At 63.8% G+C, this 19,757-nt stretch carries 22 protein-coding genes; 16 read left to right on the forward strand and 6 right to left on the reverse strand.

Going from position 1 to position 19,757, the window contains the following annotated elements; genetic code table 11:
- The first annotated feature begins 961 nt into the window (after positions 1-961).
- The 12 genes from E1B00_RS14670 to E1B00_RS14720 all read left to right on the forward strand — a co-directional run bounded on the left by E1B00_RS14670 (position 962) and on the right by E1B00_RS14720 (position 7,667).
- Entirely contained in the window at positions 962-1,345 is a 384-nt protein-coding gene (locus tag E1B00_RS14670) for a hypothetical protein (RefSeq protein WP_139450148.1), read from the forward strand.
- Between the two features lie 48 nt (positions 1,346-1,393).
- On the forward strand, positions 1,394-1,702 hold the full coding sequence (locus tag E1B00_RS15950; RefSeq protein WP_176693282.1) for a hypothetical protein: 309 nt from the start codon (positions 1,394-1,396) through the stop codon (positions 1,700-1,702).
- A 379-nt stretch (positions 1,703-2,081) separates the two neighbouring features.
- Positions 2,082-2,486, forward strand: a complete 405-nt coding sequence (locus E1B00_RS14675; protein WP_139450150.1) for a hypothetical protein — start codon at positions 2,082-2,084, stop codon at positions 2,484-2,486.
- Positions 2,487-2,965: 479 nt separating this feature from the next.
- Positions 2,966-3,376, forward strand: a complete 411-nt coding sequence (locus E1B00_RS14680; RefSeq protein WP_139450153.1) for a hypothetical protein — start codon at positions 2,966-2,968, stop codon at positions 3,374-3,376.
- Positions 3,377-3,634: 258 nt separating this feature from the next.
- Positions 3,635-3,844, forward strand: a complete 210-nt coding sequence (locus tag E1B00_RS15955) for a DUF4431 domain-containing protein (protein ID WP_425456527.1) — start codon at positions 3,635-3,637, stop codon at positions 3,842-3,844.
- Positions 3,845-4,363: 519 nt separating this feature from the next.
- A complete protein-coding gene (locus E1B00_RS14690; RefSeq protein ID WP_139450159.1) occupies positions 4,364-4,738 on the forward strand; it encodes a hypothetical protein in 375 nt (124 codons plus the stop codon).
- Between the two features lie 66 nt (positions 4,739-4,804).
- Positions 4,805-5,260 carry a HEPN domain-containing protein gene (locus E1B00_RS14695; RefSeq protein ID WP_139450162.1) on the forward strand — a complete coding sequence of 152 codons (456 nt, stop codon included), beginning with the start codon at positions 4,805-4,807 and terminating at the stop codon, positions 5,258-5,260.
- Between the two features lie 76 nt (positions 5,261-5,336).
- Positions 5,337-5,762, forward strand: coding sequence for a VOC family protein (locus E1B00_RS14700; protein WP_139450164.1), 426 nt, complete (start codon positions 5,337-5,339; stop codon positions 5,760-5,762).
- Between the two features lie 57 nt (positions 5,763-5,819).
- A complete protein-coding gene (locus tag E1B00_RS14705) occupies positions 5,820-6,371 on the forward strand; it encodes a hypothetical protein (protein WP_139450168.1) in 552 nt (183 codons plus the stop codon).
- A gap of 64 nt (positions 6,372-6,435) precedes the next feature.
- Positions 6,436-6,780, forward strand: coding sequence for a hypothetical protein (locus E1B00_RS14710; RefSeq protein ID WP_139450171.1), 345 nt, complete (start codon positions 6,436-6,438; stop codon positions 6,778-6,780).
- Between the two features lie 53 nt (positions 6,781-6,833).
- Positions 6,834-7,208 (forward strand): hypothetical protein, encoded by a 375-nt coding sequence (locus tag E1B00_RS14715; protein WP_139450174.1) that lies wholly within the window; start codon positions 6,834-6,836, stop codon positions 7,206-7,208.
- A 66-nt stretch (positions 7,209-7,274) separates the two neighbouring features.
- On the forward strand, positions 7,275-7,667 hold the full coding sequence (locus E1B00_RS14720; protein ID WP_139450176.1) for a hypothetical protein: 393 nt from the start codon (positions 7,275-7,277) through the stop codon (positions 7,665-7,667).
- A 72-nt stretch (positions 7,668-7,739) separates the two neighbouring features.
- On the opposite strand, the gene E1B00_RS14725 is transcribed toward E1B00_RS14720, so the two are convergent.
- Together E1B00_RS14725 and E1B00_RS14730 are read right to left on the reverse strand one after the other, a co-directional pair.
- Positions 7,740-8,693, reverse strand: a complete 954-nt coding sequence (locus tag E1B00_RS14725) for a class I SAM-dependent methyltransferase (RefSeq protein WP_139450179.1) — start codon at positions 8,691-8,693, stop codon at positions 7,740-7,742.
- 75 nt (positions 8,694-8,768) lie between these two features.
- On the reverse strand, positions 8,769-9,563 hold the full coding sequence (locus E1B00_RS14730; protein ID WP_176693284.1) for a DKNYY domain-containing protein: 795 nt from the start codon (positions 9,561-9,563) through the stop codon (positions 8,769-8,771).
- A 190-nt stretch (positions 9,564-9,753) separates the two neighbouring features.
- Between E1B00_RS14730 and E1B00_RS14735 the strand changes: the two genes are divergently transcribed.
- On the forward strand, positions 9,754-10,251 hold the full coding sequence (locus E1B00_RS14735) for a hypothetical protein (RefSeq protein WP_139450183.1): 498 nt from the start codon (positions 9,754-9,756) through the stop codon (positions 10,249-10,251).
- A 102-nt stretch (positions 10,252-10,353) separates the two neighbouring features.
- Positions 10,354-12,561 (forward strand): catalase/peroxidase HPI, encoded by a 2,208-nt coding sequence (katG, locus tag E1B00_RS14740; RefSeq protein WP_139450186.1) that lies wholly within the window; start codon positions 10,354-10,356, stop codon positions 12,559-12,561.
- Between the two features lie 8 nt (positions 12,562-12,569).
- On the opposite strand, the gene E1B00_RS14745 is transcribed toward katG, so the two are convergent.
- On the reverse strand, positions 12,570-13,325 hold the full coding sequence (locus E1B00_RS14745) for a transposase (RefSeq protein ID WP_246048750.1): 756 nt from the start codon (positions 13,323-13,325) through the stop codon (positions 12,570-12,572).
- 126 nt (positions 13,326-13,451) lie between these two features.
- On the reverse strand, positions 13,452-15,215 hold the full coding sequence (locus E1B00_RS14750; RefSeq protein ID WP_139450189.1) for an acyl-CoA dehydrogenase family protein: 1,764 nt from the start codon (positions 15,213-15,215) through the stop codon (positions 13,452-13,454).
- 248 nt (positions 15,216-15,463) lie between these two features.
- On the opposite strand from E1B00_RS14750, the gene E1B00_RS14755 reads away from it, so the two are divergent.
- Positions 15,464-16,210: a DUF3800 domain-containing protein gene (locus E1B00_RS14755; protein ID WP_139450192.1), complete on the forward strand. Its 747-nt coding sequence runs from the start codon at positions 15,464-15,466 to the stop codon at positions 16,208-16,210.
- Between the two features lie 181 nt (positions 16,211-16,391).
- On the opposite strand, the gene E1B00_RS14760 is transcribed toward E1B00_RS14755, so the two are convergent.
- Positions 16,392-18,620: an NADP-dependent isocitrate dehydrogenase gene (locus E1B00_RS14760; protein ID WP_139450194.1), complete on the reverse strand. Its 2,229-nt coding sequence runs from the start codon at positions 18,618-18,620 to the stop codon at positions 16,392-16,394.
- Positions 18,621-18,858: 238 nt separating this feature from the next.
- Here E1B00_RS14760 and E1B00_RS14765 point away from each other — a divergent pair, with 238 nt between their 5' ends.
- Positions 18,859-19,401 carry a hypothetical protein gene (locus E1B00_RS14765; RefSeq protein ID WP_139450198.1) on the forward strand — a complete coding sequence of 181 codons (543 nt, stop codon included), beginning with the start codon at positions 18,859-18,861 and terminating at the stop codon, positions 19,399-19,401.
- Positions 19,402-19,408: 7 nt separating this feature from the next.
- On the opposite strand, the gene E1B00_RS14770 is transcribed toward E1B00_RS14765, so the two are convergent.
- The gene (locus tag E1B00_RS14770; RefSeq protein ID WP_139450200.1) at positions 19,409-19,756 is read right to left on the reverse strand and encodes a YkgJ family cysteine cluster protein; all 348 of its coding nucleotides are present in this window, start codon (positions 19,754-19,756) and stop codon (positions 19,409-19,411) included.
- Position 19,757 lies beyond the last annotated feature (1 nt).

Consider the following 19,757-nt stretch of genomic DNA (forward strand, 5'->3'; position numbering starts at 1 on the left):
CGCGCTTGCAACCATGCAGCCCGCGGCTTAGCGTTGGCCTAACCACGTGCTCAAGCGGACGCCGGTCCGTCTATCTGGCACAAATGACTGCCGCGGCCGGCGCCGCTTAGCTTAGGCGTTAGGTGGCCGTGGGAACAATATCGCCAGTGCGAATCTACGCCGACTTCAACGGCCTGGTAGCCGGCGTCGTGGACACCAGTCGCACGGCGGTGGTTCTCGATACATTTGGAAGCCTTCGCGATCTATCCAATGCAGGTGTCGTACTTACGCGCGGCCTTCCGTTAATCGCATACGACGAATCCGACGAGAGTGAGGATCTCGAGGGGCACGGTACTGCGCAGTACGATCACAACCGCGCTTGGTGGGTTGTTGAGTTTGATGAGCAAGGCGTTCGCTATGTGCCCGCCCGCGAGAGAAGCAGATCCTCTGAGTTTCGGTGCGTGAAGTGTGGATCATTGCTAGCGGGGGGCGCGAACAACAATGTATGGCGCGAAGATCTTGTTTGTTCGGAGTGTGGCACGCAAGCGGTTGCAGCCATTGCGCCGCCACCGGCCACCTAACTAATCATTCAAGCCGACGTCGCTCCGCGACGCGGCTTAATTCAGGCGTTAGGCCTTCATCCGCTTCAGTTGCTTCGGCCCGTTCGCGGGCCGATGTCGTCTCTGGCTTCGGGAAGTTCCAGTGCGGGTCTTGGTCGCCCGCTTCCAGCCATTTCGCGTGTGGTCGTCCTCCGCCGCCGGCTCGGTTGTCGCACAACCCATCGTCAGGGCGGCCCTTCGTTGTCGTCCGTCACAGTTCGCCCAGCGGGCCCAGCCATTTCGGCCCAACATGACTTGCAAAGCGCCTTTCCGCGGCTTAGCGTCCGGCCTAACCATTCATTCAAGCCGACCGCCGGGGATGGACGCGACGCAAGTCATGCTTCTTGGGCCGGCGGCGGCTTAACTTAGGCGTTAGGGCTCAGATGACGAACCAGATCGACGCAAGGGCCATCCTTCTCGGCGCGGGCATCTTCGTTTTGGGCTGCCTTATTCTTGGCGGCCTCTCAATGCTAGCCGGTGAGGATGAAGCTACGAGGCGCATTGTTTCTGGCATCACTCAAATATGCGGGGTACTACTTCCGGTGGTTTCGGGATTCTCTTCTGCTTACTTCGCCCGGACACGCCCCATTCTTCAGGGCGCCATTGCAGGCGCAATCGGCGCGCTGCCAGTCATCGCTCTGAGCGCAGCGGTCGTAGTCAACTTTCCCGCATGGGCAGTTTTCTTGGCTTTGGCGTTCTTTGCGTTCCTTTCGTCCTTCGGTGCAATATTTGGCAGTCACCTCCGGGCCAAGCAGAGCCCTAACTAATCATTCAAGCCGACGCCTTCGGCGCGGCTTAACTTAGGCGTTAGGCCGATGAAATCGGACAACATCTCAAGGGTGGAGATTGATTCCAGTGGGCGGCTATGCGTATGGCCGGCGGCAACTGATTTCGCGTATATCTATCGCGCAGCGATGGAGGTCCACTGGGATGAGCAGGGGCAGTTTCTTTATTCACCCCCTCCTAGGGCTTGGTCCTACACCGACTGGTTCGCACAGATCGTTGCAGCGACCAAGGACGAATATGGGTGCGACCTCAGGATTACGAGTCAAACTACCTGGGTAAACATCGACCCAGCCTTGAAAGAGTTAATTTGTGCATTGGGCACGCACCCGCGGGCCTAACTAATCATTCAAGCCGACGCCTTCGGCGCGGCTTAACTAAGGCGTTAGGCCGCAGAAGAGCGGGAGCATATGTCGTTACTTGACATCTTCGAGCTAGGTGACGTTCTTCTGTCTTGGCGGTTCTATTGCGGGCTAGCTGCAACGGGCGTGCTCTGTTGGTTGGCCATTACTTTCATCCCGCACGAGACCATCGCCTGGGTTGTAGCAGCCCTGACCGGGCTGGTCGGCTTCGGGCTTAGCATCCGCTGGCAACATCGGGCAGACTCTGGCAATTAGGGCTCCGGTCATAAGCGGCACATCCGGCCGGCCTAACCACACATTCAAGCCGACGCCTTCGGCGCGGCTTAACTCAGGCGTTAGGCCCGGAGAATCGAGCGAGATGAAGCTGTGGCACAAGTTCCTATTGGCAGCAGTCTTGACTCCCGCGCTCGTCCTCGGCGGCTACGCTGCCTACCTCGCCGCGACCTACATCAATGAGACTGTCGTTTCAGGATCTGCCTATGGCTTTTCCGTTGGAAGTTCCAAGCAACACGTCATTGAGCAGGCTTCTGCGCTTCGTGAGGCCCATCCCAACGCAGTCATCTACATAGATTTGGGCCCAAGGGCGGGAGACCGATTCACCGTCGCACCCACCACAGACCAAATCGACAGGCTGAGGCCGCACGATCAGTGGAGTCTTCAGCTGGACGGCCCCACAGAGTTCTTTAATACCATTCGCCTGACGTTTCAGGACGGTAGGTTGGTTGAGATACATCGGCACAGAAAGAATTTTGAGCTTCCGTAGGCTCAGCCTGGAAAAGCTGGCCTAACCAATCATTCAAGCCGACGCCTTCGGCGCGGCTTAACTTAGGCGTTAGGCCGCAAATGACAAGACCGTCCTTCTTGATCGCGTTCGTCGTAGTCGTGACGATCACTTCTGCGTTTCTGTATCACTCGGTCATGACCAATCGCTACGAGCGTGATTTTTCCGCGGTCCCTATCGGGATGTCCGAGGAAGCTGTGGTAAACCTCATGGGCAAGCCCAACTATCGCGAGCTACCGGAGGGGCTTTACGAGCGCTATGCGAGTGCCCCTTGCCGAGAACCTTGTCGAGTCCGCCTTTGGTGGGAGGCGCCCGTGCTTCCCGGGATAGAGGCTTGGTCAGTGGAGCTCGATGCAGCGGGCAATGTGGTGCACAAGGCTCACTGGGTGTCGCCCTAGTGCGGCCTAACTAATCATTCAAGCCGACGCCTTCGGCGCGGCTTAACTCAGGCGTTAGAGGTCATGGACACATTCTCGGCGCGTCCAGAGAAGATCATTGGCAACGTTGCTTTGGCAAGCCTGCTGGCTGGCTTGCCTCTTGGCCTTTTGATTTCAGCCGTCGCTGCGATTCGTTATCAAGCTCAATATGCCGGCATCGAGATAGTCAAGAACATTGCTCTTGGTGCAGTTGTTGCGCCGGTTTTCATCTTTGTGTTCGGCCTTGTTATTATCGCCCCATTGCTCACGCTCTTAAGACATCTCGGCTACGGCGGTCCATTCTTCGTCTATGCCATTAGCATCGGTCTCGCAGTCCCGTTCTTGTCCAATGGTGTTCTTTCCGGGTTGGCGGCGATTTCAATGGCGCTTGCGGCTAGTTATGTGTTCTGTCGGTTCGCTTACTCTGATCAGCTAGAACAACTCACTGACCTCTAACAATTCATTCAAGCCGAAGCCGCTTCGCGGCTCGGCTTAATTCAGGCGTTAGGGCTCATGAGACAGCTTGTAGCGCTCGCAATGCTTTTTCTTACTGCGTGCCAGGTTCAAGGCGCAGGTTGTGCTCAGTACGGGCCCGAGACGACCGAACTTACGGGCAGCCTGGAGTTGCGCGACTACCCCGGACCGCCGAACTACGAAAGTGTTCAGGCGGGCGATCGCCTGGAGCAGCAGTGGATCTTGGTGCTACCTTCGGAAATGTGCGTAGACGCCGCCTCACCGCCCTCGACTGAGGCGGGAAGGGTGACTGGCATTAGGGAGATTCAATTAGTCCAGGGACCGGAGTCTCCTTCACTCCTCCATTTGCGAGGCCGGAAAATCAAGGTTTCTGGCCAGCTTTTCTCAGCTCACACGGGCCACCACCGGACGCCGGTTTTGCTGGCAGTCCGGCAAGTGAGCCCTAACTAATCATTCAAGCCGACGCCTTCGGCGCGGCTTAACTCAGGCGTTAGGCCTCCAACGTGACTCAAGGCAAGACAGTTCGAGCTGAGCCACAGAACGCGGGAGCAATTTCGGCGTTCTTGCTTGCCCTCCCAGGGGTGCTGCAGGAGTCTGGCGGGCCGGCCGAATGGGTCGGTGCGTATGGCTACGGATGCGAAGTTCATCCAGATCTTTGGTACAAGCCAATGTCCATTTCACTAGGCCGACTCGCAAGCTTTCTGTCGCAGAGTTCGGCGCAAGGGATATTCATACCCGGCCACTCCGACATGGAGCTGGCTTCGACGGACGGCCGCGTGGTGATATCCGTTTCCCACGAGGGATGGGTGCGAATCAGCGGCGCAGATGGGGAGTTGGTTCAGGGCCTTGCCCACCACCCGGCCTTACGCCAAGCTCAGCGCTCGTTCTAGGCCAGATGCCTAACTAATCATTCAAGCCGACGCCTTCGGCGCGGCTTAACTCAAGGCGTTAGGCCTCACATCAGACTTCATGCTCATCCGTTTCACAGTTCTGGCAGATGACCCAGATTCCGGACGCACCAGCGGCGTCTTGGTGGCCGCTCACACGCTTCGCGATGAGGGAGACCTGACGGTTGACGAGCATCAGGAGCTACGGCTCGCCCTGTCTTGGTTCAACGAGAACCTCCGCATCCCGTCCGCGCTCGATCGCACCGAGCACCGCCGCGCAATCTCTTGGTTCAAACCCGCCGCAGCGGAGGCCATTAGGCGCATGTGGCAACTCAAAGGGCTACTGGACATCCATGGGCTCCACGTAGACGTGCTTCGGACCACAGACCCCGGTATTGTTGTCCACGAGGATGATTGGCAAGTCGTTGCCAAGCCTCGCAAAGGGCAGCACTTCTAGGGTGAGGCCTAACTCATCATTCAAGCCGACGCCTTCGGCGCGGCTTAACTAAGGCGTTAGGCGCGAATGGACGCTGGTCGCACAACATCTGCTGGGCTCTGGCGATTTGCGCGGGACTATTCAGTGGCCGGCGGCATTGTCGCCAACGCCGCGAAGGACAAATACTCAGACCCGGCGTACTTTCTCTATGGGCGATCAATCGAACTTGCTCTCAAAGCTTTTCTTGTCGCTCGGGGCGTTTCGTATTCGGAGCTCCGCGGTCGCGCATACGGCCATGATCTTGTTGCACTCTTGCGGCGCGCCCGCCGCCACCGCCTTGGTCAATTCGCGAAAATAAGCCCAACAGAAATGAAGGCGCTGGCTCTCCTCAACGAGCACTACTCGTCAAAGCGATTCGAGTACATCGTGACGGGGTTCTTTAGCGTCCCAGACTTCTTCGGCATTCAACTTTTCACCCATCAGCTGGTTTCTGCGCTCAAGGACTTCTGCATCAGGTCCACGTATGGCAAAGTTCCCGCCTAACTAATCATTCAAGCCGACGCCTTCGGCGCGGCTTAACTAAGGCGTTAGGCGCCTCACAAACCTCATACGCAGCCCAATGCATCAATCTCTCGGTCTTGTATCCCTCGTTGTTCGTGATTACGACGAGGCTCTCGCATTCTTTGTTGGTACGCTCGGCTTTCGGCTCGTTGAGGACACTCTTGTTCCAGAGCAATCCAAACGTTGGGTTGTTGTCTCCCCACCAGGCGCAACCGAGTCACAACTGCTGCTCGCCCGGGCGTCAACACCTGAGCAGGAGTCCCACATTGGCGTCCAAACGGGCGGTCGTGTTTTTCTGTTTCTCTACACGGACGACTTCTGGCGAGACTACGAGTCCTACAGAGCAAAAGGCGTCGTATTCGTTCGGGAGCCAAAAGAGCATCCGTATGGCACGGTGGCAGTGTTTCTAGACCTCTACGGCAACATGTGGGATCTATTGCAGCCCACGCAGTCGCATTTGAGGCTCCGCAATGCCGGCGCCTAACAATTCATTCAAGCCGACGCCGCTTCGCGGCGCGGCTTAACTCAGGCGTTATGCCCCATGGATGAAAAATCGCAGCGGTTTGACGAAGAATCCGAGAGGGCTATTGGGCAGCTCGTAGGCTCGGAAATTCAAACCCTGCTGAGTGAGAGCTGCGATATCACCGTGGGCGACTCCGTTCTCGAGGTAATGTCGGTCTCCATCCCTATCGGTGCCAGGAAGTTCATCGTCATTGAGAGTGATTGGGCTGATACGCCCAAAGACTGGTTGGACTATCACCTGCTCTCGGTTCGCGTTGCTAATGCACCACGCGGCATCTACTACAATCACAAGCCGCCGAAGAATACCGGCAACTACAGGATGGATCACCTCAGCGTCCGCCTTGGCGCGGTAGCGCGTGTGGCAAGCATTGAAGTGCTGGAAGCGTCCGAGCAAGGCGTCGCTGAGTCTGTCGTTTACGACGCTGGGCTGGTCATCACGCGCGCAGATGGTTTGAAATTTGCCATTGTCCGTGCTGATTCAATTCTCGGAGCCCTCAACATCGCTCACGTGCCATCGGACATTGGAGAGCTAACTCGTGGCTTGGTTGTAAGGGCACGGTATGGGGCATAACAATTCGTCCAAGCCGACGCCGATTCACGGCGCGGCTTAACTAAGGCGTTAGGCTGGATAGATCATGCTCAACAGAGTTGCGCTTGCCTTTCAGTTGATCATTGCCGCCCTTCAAGTAGTCGTCGGCTGCATTTCATTTATCTGGGCCATTCCGTTGTTCGCTGATCCACCATTTCTAGGTAACGGGCTGGTTCGCGAACACGGTAAGTTGCGGAGATTGCTGGAGGGCAACGAACAGGCCCTACAGCCACTACAAGACCTGCATGCCAAACTGTGGTGGCTTTTCGATAATCACATGGACGGAGTTCTTGTTGCGCTCGTGGCCGGTATCGCACTAATTGTCAGCGGGGTGGCCCAGGCCGCCATCTCCGTTTTCCTACACTCAAGGCGCCCGCAGTTCGGGGCCTAACCATTCATTCAAACCGACGCCTTCGGCGCGGCTCAACTAGGATGTTAGCCACCATGAGAACATTCTCCGCAGTCGCGATGCTGTTGCTGGGCGGCTTCACCTGCAATGCAGCCGGAGCTCAGAAAGAGGAAATGGTCTCTGTCACGGCGAACATCAATGAGGCAATCATGCCGGTGGCCAGAGGCCGGAAGTACGGCCAACCACTGGATGTGTTCTTGAAGGAACGAGGCATAGGCGAGGTGACTGGCGGCGGCACGACAACCGGACCTGGCGGAGAGCCGAACTGGGTGGACATCGGCTTCGACCTCGTTGACCCGGAGGTCAATGCTCCCGCTGTCGCAGGAAAGCTCAAGGAGCTGGGTGCCCCGGTCGGCAGCTACCTGCATTACCGGGTCGGTGAGCAGCAGCACAATGTCCCGATCGAGTGATGGCCAACCAATCATTCAAGCCGACACCTTCGGCGCGGATTGTCTCAAGGCGACAGGCCCCAACCCATGAGTCCGAAGAAACATACGGCACTGCTGCTGCAGGCCAGCGTTGTGTGGATCGTTTTCTGGCTTGCCGGCCTTCCTGACTACTTCCAACAGTACTCGACACCCGTCATGGGCGTTGTTTGTACTTTCCTTTCCGTCGTATTCACGCTGTACGCCGTGTACGTGCTTGGCCGTTGCCGTGAGGACGTTCGATTCTCTCGCGCCTTCTGGCTTTCGGTTTACTACACGATTCCATTTGCCGTTTACGACACATTGTATTGCGGCTGGTACCTGGGCCTGGGCGCGGGCTTCCTGACGTCGCATTGGTACCTGACGGTTTTCTACTTCAGCATCTGGCTGACTTTCATTCCGGTTGCCTGGCTGCTCAAGGCGGCTGCTCCGAAGGCACCCTGACCTGGCAGGGCTCCACGAAACGAATGAGCCCTCCGCAAGGGAGGGCTCTCCGTCGGGCAACTGCGTTGGCGATTACTGGGCCGGCGTCTCCGCCGCCGCTTCGCCCTGCGGCTTCACGAAGCGCAGGGTCATGCGGTCGCTTTCGCCGATGGCGGCGTACTTGGCCTTGTCGGCCTCTTCGTGGTTGTTCGAGGGCGGCAGGGTCCAGACGCCGTTCGGGTGGTCCTTGGTGTCGGCCGGGTTGGCGTTGATCTCGCTCTTCTCCTCGAGCACGAAACCGGCGGCGGTGGCCAGGCCGATCACGTAGTCCTCGGGCAGGTAACCGCTGTCCTTCACTTCCTCCAGCGTCTTGCCGGCGGCCGCGCGGTGTTCGACCACGCCCAGCACGCCGCCCGGGCGCAGGGCGTCGAAGAAGGCCTTGAACATCGCCGCCTCGCTGCCGTCGTTGACCCAGTTGTGCACGTTGCGGAAGGTCAGCACCACGTCGGCCGAGCCGGGTTCGCCGATCACCGGCGCCTTCGGGTCGATCTCGAGCAGGGTGGCGTTGCCGTAGACGTCGGCGCGCGTGGCCAGCTTGTCGCGCAACTTCTGGTTGTTCTTGGCGTAGTACTCGGTGGCGCGTTCGCTGCCGGCCTTGGCCGGGTCGTTGATCACGCCGGTGTAGCTGCCCTTGCCGCGCGCCAGCGGGGCGAGGATCTCGGTGTACCAGCCGCCGCCCGGGCTGATCTCGACGATGCGCTGGCTGGGGCCGACGCCGAAGAAGGCGAGCGTCTCGCGCGGATGGCGCCAGGCGTCGCGCGGGGTGTTGGCGGGGTCGCGCCAGTCGCCGGCCAGCACCGCGTCCATCGGATCGAGGTGGGCGTTGCGCGCGGCGGTCTCGTCGGCCGCGGGCGCGGTGGTGTCGGCCGCAGCGGCGACCGCGTCGGCGGGCGCGGCGTTGACGCCATCGGCCGGCGTATCGGAGGCGCCGCAGGCGGACAGCAGCAGGCTGGCGGACAGGGCGAGGGCGAGCGGGGTAAGGCGCATGGTCGGCTCCGGGGTTGTCGAACGTGCGCGGAGGCTACCACAGCCCTCCGCAGCGGCCCGTCGAGCGGGCGAGGTCTAGGCCAGCGGCCGCGCCGCCGTCTCTTCGGGCGGCGCCATGTCGCGCCAGCGGGCCGCGGCCACCGGGTCGCCGCCGATGGGCACGTCGTTGACGTAGCGGTGGCGATCATCCCGCGCCAGCTGCGTCCGGCCGTCGGCAGCGGGCACCACGCGGAAGCTATGCGGGTCGGCGACGGTGATCTCGCGGTTGAAATAGAAGATGCGGCGGTCGTCGCGGCTGTAGAAGCCGCCGAGCTTGCGCCAGCTGGCGACATCGGCCTTGGCGATGCTGGCGTGGCCGCAGAACACGGTGCGCGCGTCCACGCCGAAGTATCCGTCGCCGAGGGAACGGAAGCTGGCCGACTCGGCCTTGCGGACCCAGTTCGCCTTGCCGCTGAAGTCGTAATGGAACACCCGGGCTTCATCGCGACCGTAGCTGTGCGGAATCCAGGTGCCGTCCAGGTCATCGACGCCGTCGTCGCAGGCCTCGAACGAGGCCGCATGGGCGTCCTTGACCTTGCCGCCGATGCACCACACCGCGTTCGCGTCCTTGAACCAGGTGTAGTTGAGCGCGTGGAACCGCTCGGGATCGGCGCCATTGAGGCGGCTCTCGAGAAAATAGCAGCGCCGCCGGTCGCGGGCGAAGGCGCCGAGGTAGAACACGAAGCTGTCGGCGTCCGCCCCGGCCACCACCCGGTCGAGACGGCACAGGATGCGATCGCCCTCGCGCCAGTAAAGATGGAACGGATCATCGTCCAGGGCCGAAGTGGCCGGCGGCCGGGCGAGCCGGAATTCGTCGAGGGTGGGCAGCATGGAGGCAGCGCAGGAGCGGTGGGCGATGACTATACGTCGGCCGGGCAAAGTGCAGGAAAAGGCGGAACCTGAATTGGCCTGCGCGCCGGCCGGCCCGATTGGTCGGTCGGGCCGGCTCTGGCGGGCGTCCAATGCAGGGGCGGCCGGTCCGCCCCGGGCCCCGCGCCGCCCCGTCGACCAGGAGCTCCCCATGCGACTGCCCTCCCTGCCGTTCCGTCCCGACCCGGTGCCCGCTGCGATGCCCCGGGCCGCGCACGTCGCGCGGCTGGCCGCGCTGGCCCTCGCCGCCTCGGCGCTCGACCTCGCCGGTGCCTTCGCCTACTGGTCGACCCATGGGGTTTCGCCTGCGCAGGTGCTGCGCGCGATCGCGGGCTGGGCGCTCGGGCCGCAGCCGCCCGATACCGCCGCGGTGCTCGCGGTCGGCGCGGGTGTGCATCTGGCCATCTATGCCGGCATGGTCGCGGTGCTGGACGCGCTGCTGCCCGCGAAGCGGGCGCCGCGGGAAGGTGCGTTCGGCGTCGGCGCCATCTACGGGACGCTGGCCTGCGTCGTGGTCTACCAGCTGGTCGTGCCGCAGATCGCCCCGGCCTCGAGCCACCACTACCCGCCCTGGGTGGCGACCTGCGTGGCGCTGCATGCGCTCATGATCGGACCCCTCATGGCCTGGTCGCTGCAGCGTTGGCGATAGCCGCCGGCTATCGAACGCATCACAAACATTCATTTTGCAACGTCATCTTCGGGGCGTAGCTTCAAGGGCCCGGCAGCCGCCGCTACCCCAAGGAGAGCCCCGATGTCGAACGAAGCCAAATGTCCTTTCTCGGGCGGCGCCCGCAGCCAGGCCATCACCGGGGCCTGGAGCAATGCCGACTGGTGGCCGAACCAGCTCAACCTCGGGATCCTGCACCAGCACTCGCCGCGCGCGAATCCGCTCGGCGAGGCCTTCGACTACCGCAAGGAATTCCAGACCCTCGACCTCGACGCGGTGATCAAGGACCTGCACGGCCTGATGACCGATTCGCAGGAATGGTGGCCGGCCGACTACGGCCACTACGGCCCCTTCTTCATCCGCATGGCCTGGCATGCGGCCGGCACCTACCGCATCTGGGACGGGCGCGGCGGCGGCGGCACCGGCGACCAGCGCTTCGCCCCGCTCAACAGCTGGCCCGACAACGGCAACCTCGACAAGGCGCGCCGCCTGCTGTGGCCAATCAAGCAGAAGTACGGCAACAAACTTTCCTGGGCCGACCTGTTCATCCTCACCGGCAACGTCGCGCTGGAATCGATGGGCTTCAAGACCTTCGGTTTTGGCGGCGGCCGCGCCGACATCTGGGAACCGCAGGCCGACGTGCACTGGGGTTCGGAAACCGAGTGGCTGGCCACCAGCGACAAGCCCAACAGCCGCTACTCGGGCGACCGCCAGCTCGCCAACCCGCTGGCCGCGGTGCAGATGGGCCTGATCTACGTGAACCCGCAGGGCCCGGACGGCAATCCCGATCCGCTGGCCTCGGCCCGCGACATCCGCGACACCTTCGCGCGCATGGCCATGGACGACGCCGAAACCGTCGCGCTGACCGCCGGCGGCCACACCTTCGGCAAGGCGCACGGCGCCGGCGACGCGTCGCTGGTGCAGGTAGAGCCCGAAGGCGCCGACATCGAGCAGCAGGGTTTCGGCTGGGTCAACGGCTACGAAAGCGGCATGGCCGGCCACACCATCACCAGCGGCATCGAAGGCGCCTGGACGCCGACGCCGACCAAGTGGGACATGAGCTACTTCGAGACCCTGTTCGGCTTCGAGTGGGAGCTGACCAAGAGCCCCGCCGGCGCGCACCAGTGGAAGCCCAAGGGCGACGCCGGCCGCACCGTGCCCGATGCGCACACGCCGGGCGTGTTCCACCAGCCGATGATGACCACGGCCGACATGGCCATGCGCATGGACCCGGCCTACGAGAAGATCTCGCGCGATTTCCTGGCCAACCCGGCCAAGTTCGCCGACGCCTTCGCCCGCGCCTGGTTCAAGCTCACCCACCGCGACATGGGCCCGCGCGTGCGCTACCTGGGCAAGTACGTGCCCAAGGAAGTGCTGATCTGGCAGGACCCGGTGCCCGAGGTCGACCATCCGCTGGTGGACGCCAAGGACGTCGAGGGCCTGAAGGCCAAGGTGCTGGCGTCGGGCCTCACCACCCAGCAGCTGGTCGCCACCGCCTGGGCTTCGGCCTCGACCTTCCGCGGCAGCGACAAGCGCGGCGGCGCCAACGGCGCGCGCATCCGCCTGGCGCCGCAGAAGGATTGGGAAGCCAACCAGCCGGCGCAGCTGGCCAAGGTGCTGGCGGTGCTGGAAGGCATCAAGAAGGACTTCGACGCGTCGGCAGGCGGCGGCAAGAAGGTCTCGCTGGCCGACCTGATCGTCATCGCCGGCAACGCGGCGGTGGAGGCGGCGGCGAAGAAGGGCGGGGTCGGCGTCACGGTGCCGTTCGCGCCGGGCCGCACCGATGCGACCGCCGAGCAGACCGACGCCGACTCCTTCGCGCCGCTGGAGCCGAAGGTGGATGGCTTCCGAAACTACGTCGCCAAGGGCTTTGAAGGCTCGGAAGCCGAGTCGCTGGTCGACAAGGCCGCGTTGCTGACCCTGAGCGCGCCGGAGATGACGGTGCTGGTCGGCGGCCTGCGCGCGCTGGACGCCAACTACGGCGGCAGCAAGCACGGCGTGTTCACCACGCGTCCGGGCACGCTGAGCAACGACTTCTTCGTCAACCTGCTCGACATGCGCACCAAGTGGAAGCGTTCGGAGGCCAACCGCGACATCCTCGAGGGCCGCGACCGCAAGACCGGCGAGCTGAAGTGGACCGGAACGGTGTCGGACCTGGTGTTCGGCTCGAACTCGCAGCTGCGCGCCCTGGCCGAGGTCTACGCCCAGAGCGACAGCCAGCAGAAGTTCGTCAACGACTTCGTGGCCGCGTGGACCAAGGTGATGAATGCGGACCGCTTCGACCTGAAATAAATCCGGGGTCAGAGTGTATTTATCTTCGGTGGGATGATGGGTGGATCGGGAGGGGCGGCGTCGGATGACGCCGTCCCTTTCTTATGGGATGGACGCCCCCGTTTCCGGGGGCCGACGTCATGCTCTGAGCCGTCCTGGATCAGCCGCATGAACGCATCCGGCCCCAGAGGTTGTTGGCGGCGCAGCTGCCGCCGGATCAGTTCCGGCTCTTCATGCGGGACCTTCTCGGCAACGAACCCACGGTATGCGCGCTGCCGCTCCATCGCGTCAGGCCCGAGCGCAAGATAGACAGTGTGCGGCGATACCAGGGCGTCGGCGAGCCCCAACGCGTTCGCGCCGTAGCTTGACCAGGGGAATGCCGATGCGGTCGAGGCCAATCCGGCGCGTACCGGGTTGAGTTCGATGTAGCGATGGCAGCGAAGCAGATAGTCCTCGGCGTGCACCGGCCCCGACCGGTAGCGGCCCTCCCACAACGTGCCGCTGCGGCAGTGGGTGTCATTGAACCAGCGGACGTAGCGGCGGCCCAGTGCCTGCATCATGCGGTCAACGCGGCCGGTGGGCCCGGGCGTCAACAGCAGATGCACGTGGTTGGTCATCAGCACGTAGGCATGGACGGCGCAGGCATTCTCCCGAGCAAGCGCGCGAAGGTCGTCCAGATAGCGCCGACGGTCGCGGTCGTCGAGGAAACACGGCTGGCGGTCATTGCCGCGCTGGACGAGGTGCAACGGCAGGTTGGGCAGGTGCAGTCGCGGTCGGCGGGGCATGGGTCGGCTCCGGAAGAGGAGCCAATGCTCGCGCGAAGGCGATGGCGGGAGTGTCGGCAATGGCTCAGTAGCGCGTCCGACAAGGCAGGGCGCGCCGCCAAGATAAATGCACTCTGACCCCGGATTTCAGATCACGTCCCAGGGATAGGTGCCGCCGGCGATCACCTTGTCGGCGATGTGTTCCAGCGCTGGGTCCTCGTTGTGCTCGAAGGCGCGCACGTTGCGGGCCATTCGCCGGCGCGCCTGGCGTGTGAAGGTGCGGGCGATCGCGACCACGGTCTCCGCCTTCGCCGGCTCGGCGCGCACCAGCGCGTCGGTGCGCGAGAGCACGCACAGGCCGACGAACAGGTCGATCACCAGGTCGGCGATGCGCTTCTGCAGGTGCTGCTGGTCGGCGATGCCCTTGCCGTGCTTGCGCAGCGCGGCATCGGCCACGCGCGCCAGCTCGGTGGCGTACTTCTCGTAGACCTTGGCCAGCGGCTGCAGATCCGGCCCCAGCTGGCGCAGGATGCGGTCGGCGCCGAAGCCGGTGGCCTGGGCGAAGCGACGCTCGGCATAACCGGTCATCAGGCCGAAGCCCTTGATGGGATCATTGAAGATCGCGTTCACCGCCGACTGCAGCTCCTTCAGCGAGGCGCCCACGCCCTTGAGGCCCGACAGCGCGATGTAGAGCCGCAGGATCTCGTTGGTGCCCTCGAAGATCGGCAGGATGCGGGCGTCGCGGGCGAAGCGTTCGTACGGGAACTCCTTCATGTAGCCGTTGCCGCCGGCGATCTGCAGCGCCTCGTAGGCGGCGCGCTGCATGGCCTCGCTGGCGTAGACCTTGCTGATCGCGGCTTCCACCGAATAGTCCTGGTGCCCGCTGTCGATGAAGTGCGCGACCATCCACACCGCGCTCTCCGCCGCGAAGCAGTCCACGGTCATCTGCGCGATCTTCTCGCGCACCAGGCCGAACTCGGCGATCGGCGTGTCGAACTGCTTGCGGTCCTTGGCCTGCGCCACCGCGCGCCTGATCAGCGCCTTCATGCCGCCGACCGCGCCGCCACCGAGGCCCGTGCGGCCATTGTTGAGGATGCCCATCGCCACCTTGAAGCCCTTGCCGGGCTCGCCCAGCACGTTCTCCGGCGGCACCCGCACGTCGGCGAAGGCGACCGTGGTGGTGGACGAGGCGCGGATGCCCATCTTGTCCTCGTGGTGGCCGCGGCTGACGCCTTTCCACGCGGCCTCGACCACGAAGGCGGTGATCTTGCCGGCGTCGCCGTCGGTGCGCGCGAACACCGTGTACAGGTCGGCGATGCCGCCGTTGGTGATCCAGAGCTTCTCGCCGCTCAGGGTCCAGCTGCCGTCGGGATTCTGTTTCGCCGACGTGCGGATCGACGCCGCGTCGGAGCCGGCGCCCGGTTCGGTCAGGCAGAAGGCCGCGATCATCTCGCCGCTGGCCAGGCGCGGCAGGTAGCGCGCCTTCTGCTCATCGGTGCCGTAGAGCAGGATGCCCTTCATGCCGATCGAGCTGTGCGCGCCGATGGTCAGCGACACCGAACTGTCGTGCGAGCTGGTCTGGGCGAGCACGCGCGCGTAGGCGGCGTTGGACAGCTCCAGGCCGCCGTGCGCCTCGGGGATGATCAGGCCGAACAGGCCGAGTTCGCGCAGGGCCTGGATGAACTCCGGCGGCTGGGCGGCGTCGGTGTCCCACTGCCGGAAGTCCTTCTCGTGGCCGTCGAGGAAGCGGTCGATCGAATCGACCATCAGGCCCAGCATCTCCCGGTCGCGTTCGCGCATCACCGGGTAGGGGAACAGGTTCTGCTCGAGGATCTCGCCGAACAGCAGGTTCTTGGCGACGCTCTGGTCGAGCTGCATCGGCGTGACGCCGGGGACGTCGGGCTGGTTCATGGCCACCACCTCGGGATGCGGAGTGTGATGATCTTACGTCGAATCATCGGCTGCGGACGGGGGCGAAGAATGCCAAGCCACCTTGTACGTGCCCGAGGGGGCTGAGAGACGAGCGCCCCGCAAGCTTGAGGAAATATAAACCCAGCTTTCGGGGAGGGCGTAGGATGAATGCGCCCGGACCTTAGCCATCTCAAGGAACGACTTTCAGTTCCGGGCTCTTTATCGAGACCAGAAAGCGAAGGCTCCTTATGTCGATGCAGATATGGGTAGATGAGAGCGGCGGAAAGGGCGTAGACCGACTCTATTCCGTTGTTGGGCTTATCGCGCAAGCAGAAAGCTGGGCAGTTTTCTCCGATGAATGGAAGGAATGTCTTTCAGAAGGCAAGCAAATCAAAACCTTCAAGATGAAGACAGTTGCCAAGTGGCGAGAACCGCAGCGCACAGAAAAGCTAAAGAAGCTCGTTGCGATCTTGAAGAGACACGTCAAACAGACGGTCGTTACCGTCTTAGACATTGACCTCTTTGTGTACCTTTGGGGCGAAGCTATGCCGAAGGGGATGGACAACCACTACCTGCCTCCGTTCTACGACACGATGACCGGCGCGGCAATATATGCCGCTAGAAACGGGGAAACATCACCTTTTGAGGCGATCTTTGACAGGCAAGATGTATACGCGCAGCACGCCATATTCGCCTACCCGACTTACCTAAAGACGGTAGAGAGGGAGTTCCCTGCGCTGTACCCGCTTCTTCCGGCGCTGCCAGCATTTAGTACGGACGATGACTTTATGCCGCTCCAGGCTGCAGACATGTACGCATGGTGTATTCGGAACAAGATTCAGAACAGGGACAACACGTTCGACTGGATCTTGGAGGAGCTAAAGCCAACAACGTCCTCGGAGTTCTTCAGTGTGTGGGATATCAACACCATCCCGGAGAGGGTCCGGACAACGCTCCAAGGCGTAATAGATGCTACTTCTTCCGAAGCCGTTTAGCGGGCTTTGGAATAATTTCTTCAACGCCCACTCAAACGTCCTTCCGTCCTGCGATTCAAAACAGGGTTAGCGGTTTCTTCGAACCGCTTTGACTGTTGCGAGTTGTGAGGGTTCGATTTTTAGCTCTTTTGGCAAAAAAACCGGGCGCCGAAGCGCCCCGGTTTCCGCAATGGCCGGGCGATCAGCCCAGCAGGGCCAGCGCGGCGTTGAGGGTGGGGCTGGGGCGCATCGCGGTGGCGACCTTGGCCGGGTCCGGGCGGTAGTAGCCGCCGATGTCCACCGGCTGGCCCTGCACGGCGACCAGCTCGGCGACGATCTTCGCCTCGTTTTCGGTCAGGGCCTTGGCCACCGGCGCGAACTTCGCCTTCAGCGCCGCGTCCTCGTCCTGCGCGGCCAGGGCCTGCGCCCAGTACATCGCCAGGTAGAAGTGGCTGCCGCGGTTGTCGATGCCGCCGACCTTGCGCGAGGGGCCGCGGTCCTCGTCGAGGATGCGGGCATTGGCCTGGTCCAGCGTTTTGGCCAGCACCGGCGCCGCCGAGTTCAGCCAGCGCTCGCTGACGTGTTCGAGCGACGCCGCCAGCGCCAGGAACTCGCCCAGCGAATCCCAGCGCAGGTAATTCTCTTCGGTGAACTGCTGCACGTGCTTGGGCGCGCTGCCGCCGGCGCCGGTCTCGAACAGGCCACCGCCGGCCATCAGCGGCACGATCGACAGCATCTTGGCGCTGGTGCCGAGCTCGAGGATCGGGAACAGGTCGGTCAGGTAGTCGCGCAGCACGTTGCCGGTGACGCTGATGGTGTCCTGGCCGGCGCGGATGCGCTGCAGCGACAGCTTCATTGCCTCGACCGGCGCGAGGATGCGGATGTCCAGCGACTTGGTGTCGTAGTCCTTCAGGTAACGCTCGACCTTGGCGACCACCTGGGTGTCGTGCGCGCGGCTGCGGTCGAGCCAGAACACCGCCGGCGTGGCGCTGAGGCGCGACCGGTCGACGGCCAGCTTCACCCAGTCCTGGATCGGCGCGTCCTTGGTCTGGCACATGCGCCAGATGTCGCCGGCTTCCACGGCGTGTTCGAACACCACCGCGCCCTTGTCGTCGGTGACGCGCACCACGCCGTCGGCGGCGACCTGGAAGGTCTTGTCGTGCGAACCATATTCTTCGGCCTTTTGTGCCATCAGGCCGACGTTGGGCACGCTGCCCATGGTCGCCGGGTCGAAGGCGCCGTTCGCCTTGCAGTCGTCGATCACCACCTGGTAGATGCCGGCGTAGCAGCGGTCCGGAATCACGGCCTTGGCGTCCTGCAGCTTGCCGGCGGCGTCCCACATGCCGCCGGAGTCGCGGATCATCGCCGGCATCGAGGCGTCGACGATGACGTCGCTGGGCACGTGCAGGTTGGTGATGCCCTTGTCCGAATTGACCATGGCCAGGCCCGGGCGCGATGCGTACACGGCCTCGATGTCGGCCTTGATCGCGGCCTGGGTGGCCTCGGGCAGCGCGGACAGGCGCGAGTACAGGTCGCCGATGCCGTTGTTGGCGTCGAAGCCGGCCTGGTCGAGCACGGCCGCATGTTTGGCCAGCGCGTCCTTGTAGAACTCGTTTACCACCACGCCGAACATGATCGGGTCGGAGACCTTCATCATCGTGGCCTTGAGGTGCAGCGAGAACAGCACGCCCTGGGCCCTGGCATCGGCGATCTGCGCGGCGACGAAGGCGGCGAGGGCCCTGCGGCTCATCACCGCGGCGTCGACGATTTCGCCGGCCTGCACCTTCACGCTGTCCTTGAGCACGGTGGTCTTGCCGTCCTTGCCCACCAGTTCGATCTTGAGCTTGCCGGCATCGGCGATCGTCGCCGAACGCTCGCTGCCATAGAAGTCGCCGCCGTCCATGTGCGCCACGTGCGACTTCGACGCCGCCGACCACTTGCCCATGCGGTGCGGATGCTTGCGCGCGTAGGCCTTCACCGACTTGGGCGCCCGGCGGTCGGAATTGCCCTCGCGCAGCACCGGGTTCACGGCGCTGCCCTTGGTGCGGTCGTAGCGGGCCTTGATGTCGGCTTCGGCGGCGTCCTTCGGCTCTTCCGGGTAGTCCGGCAGGTCGTAGCCCCGGGCCTGCAGCTCCTTGATCGCGGCCTTGAGCTGGGGCATCGAGGCACTGACGTTGGGCAGCTTGATGATGTTGGCTTCCGGGCGGGTCGCCAGCGCGCCGAGCTCGGCCAGGTCGTCGGCGATGCGCTGGTCTTCGCGCAGGCGCTCGGGGAACTGCGCCAGGATGCGGCCCGACAGCGAGATGTCGCGCGTCTCCACGGCGATCCCGGCGGCGCCGGCGAAGGCCTGCACGATCGGCAGCAGGGACTGCGTGGCGAGGAAGGGGGCTTCGTCGGTCAGCGTGTAGATGATCTTGGGCGTATCGGACATGGAGCGTCGTCTCGTGTGCGGGCGGGTGGACGCCGGGGTCCGGGTCCTCCGCGAAGAGAGTGTGTGGCGCAGGCGCGCCGCGTCAGCCAGCCATTGTCGCCTGTCGGCCGTCGGGGCGGAAGCCGAGTCCCCGGCGGCGCCGGATACGTGCAGGTATGGACGGCCGCCCGCCGGATCGGGCAAAGCGCGGCGACGGGTCCCGGTCTAAGCTCGGGACAGCCTCGGACGGAGACCCCGCATGCGCCTCGCCCTGCCCCTGACCGCCAGCCTGATGCTGTCCTCTGCAATCGCCCTGGCGCAGTCGCCCTCGGGCCCGCCACCCCCGGCCTGCGAGGGCGCCGAACATCGCCAGTTCGACTTCTGGCTGGGCGACTGGGCGGTCACCCGGCCCGACACCGGCGCGGTGATCGGCCGCAGCCGGATCCGCAGCGCATCGTCGGGCTGCGCGATCTACGAGCACTGGATCGACGCCTCCGGCAGGGACGGCCGCAGCCTCAATGGCTACGACCGGCAGCGCAAGGCATGGGTGCAGTTCTGGATCGGCAGCGACGGCGGCGTGCTGCGACTGCAGGGCGGGCGCCAGGGCGAAGCCATGGTGCTGGAGGGCGAAATGCCCGTCGCGGGCGGCGGCATGCAAATGCAGCGCATCACCTGGACGCCCGCGGCCGACGGCAGCGTGAGCCAGCACTGGCAAGCTTCGGCCGATGGCGGCAAGACCTGGACGACGAGCTTCCTGGGCGTCTACCGGCGCGCGCCGGCCGCGGAACCCGCGCCGGACTGAGCGCGGATCAGGCCCGCCAGTCCGCCGGCGTCAGCGGCGGCAGGCCGTGCACGGCGCGGGCGCGGTCGCACTGCGGGCTCGCCTCGCCGTGTTCCCAGGCGGCACCGAGTTCGCGGCAGGGTGCGGGCCGCTGCGCGTAGATCGTGCAGCGCGTGCCGTCGCCGACCGTGCCTTCGAGCGCGACGCAGCGCACCGGGAGGGTTTCCGTGCCGCGCATGGCCAGCTCGTGCCGGCGCAGCGGCGACGCCAGGGCTTCCGGCACGCCGTCGGCCTTGGCCGGCTGCGCCTCGGACCAGTGGAAGGCGACGCGGAAGGCGGCGCAGCAGGCGCCGCAGCGCTGGCAGGGATGGCTCATC

It is taken from the genome of Arenimonas terrae (genome assembly GCF_006265115.1).
GTDB classification, from domain to species: domain Bacteria; phylum Pseudomonadota; class Gammaproteobacteria; order Xanthomonadales; family Xanthomonadaceae; genus Arenimonas; species Arenimonas terrae.

Coding starts and splice junctions, on each gene's coding strand:
- E1B00_RS14695 (WP_139450162.1), top strand. CDS start 4,805: ATGGACGCTGGTCGCACAACATCTGCTGGGCTCTGGCGATTTGCGCGG.
- E1B00_RS14720 (WP_139450176.1), top strand. CDS start 7,275: ATGAGTCCGAAGAAACATACGGCACTGCTGCTGCAGGCCAGCGTTGTG.
- E1B00_RS14755 (WP_139450192.1), top strand. CDS start 15,464: ATGTCGATGCAGATATGGGTAGATGAGAGCGGCGGAAAGGGCGTAGAC.
- E1B00_RS14680 (WP_139450153.1), top strand. CDS start 2,966: ATGGACACATTCTCGGCGCGTCCAGAGAAGATCATTGGCAACGTTGCT.
- E1B00_RS15950 (WP_176693282.1), top strand. CDS start 1,394: ATGAAATCGGACAACATCTCAAGGGTGGAGATTGATTCCAGTGGGCGG.
- E1B00_RS14750 (WP_139450189.1), bottom strand. CDS start 15,215: ATGAACCAGCCCGACGTCCCCGGCGTCACGCCGATGCAGCTCGACCAG.
- E1B00_RS14745 (WP_246048750.1), bottom strand. CDS start 13,325: ATGCCCCGCCGACCGCGACTGCACCTGCCCAACCTGCCGTTGCACCTC.
- E1B00_RS14690 (WP_139450159.1), top strand. CDS start 4,364: ATGCTCATCCGTTTCACAGTTCTGGCAGATGACCCAGATTCCGGACGC.
- E1B00_RS15955 (WP_425456527.1), top strand. CDS start 3,635: ATGTGCGTAGACGCCGCCTCACCGCCCTCGACTGAGGCGGGAAGGGTG.
- E1B00_RS14725 (WP_139450179.1), bottom strand. CDS start 8,693: ATGCGCCTTACCCCGCTCGCCCTCGCCCTGTCCGCCAGCCTGCTGCTG.
- E1B00_RS14670 (WP_139450148.1), top strand. CDS start 962: ATGACGAACCAGATCGACGCAAGGGCCATCCTTCTCGGCGCGGGCATC.
- E1B00_RS14715 (WP_139450174.1), top strand. CDS start 6,834: ATGAGAACATTCTCCGCAGTCGCGATGCTGTTGCTGGGCGGCTTCACC.
- E1B00_RS14730 (WP_176693284.1), bottom strand. CDS start 9,563: ATGCTGCCCACCCTCGACGAATTCCGGCTCGCCCGGCCGCCGGCCACT.
- E1B00_RS14705 (WP_139450168.1), top strand. CDS start 5,820: ATGGATGAAAAATCGCAGCGGTTTGACGAAGAATCCGAGAGGGCTATT.
- E1B00_RS14760 (WP_139450194.1), bottom strand. CDS start 18,620: ATGTCCGATACGCCCAAGATCATCTACACGCTGACCGACGAAGCCCCC.
- E1B00_RS14765 (WP_139450198.1), top strand. CDS start 18,859: ATGCGCCTCGCCCTGCCCCTGACCGCCAGCCTGATGCTGTCCTCTGCA.
- E1B00_RS14770 (WP_139450200.1), bottom strand. CDS start 19,756: ATGAGCCATCCCTGCCAGCGCTGCGGCGCCTGCTGCGCCGCCTTCCGC.
- E1B00_RS14675 (WP_139450150.1), top strand. CDS start 2,082: ATGAAGCTGTGGCACAAGTTCCTATTGGCAGCAGTCTTGACTCCCGCG.
- E1B00_RS14710 (WP_139450171.1), top strand. CDS start 6,436: ATGCTCAACAGAGTTGCGCTTGCCTTTCAGTTGATCATTGCCGCCCTT.
- E1B00_RS14735 (WP_139450183.1), top strand. CDS start 9,754: ATGCGACTGCCCTCCCTGCCGTTCCGTCCCGACCCGGTGCCCGCTGCG.
- katG (WP_139450186.1), top strand. CDS start 10,354: ATGTCGAACGAAGCCAAATGTCCTTTCTCGGGCGGCGCCCGCAGCCAG.
- E1B00_RS14700 (WP_139450164.1), top strand. CDS start 5,337: ATGCATCAATCTCTCGGTCTTGTATCCCTCGTTGTTCGTGATTACGAC.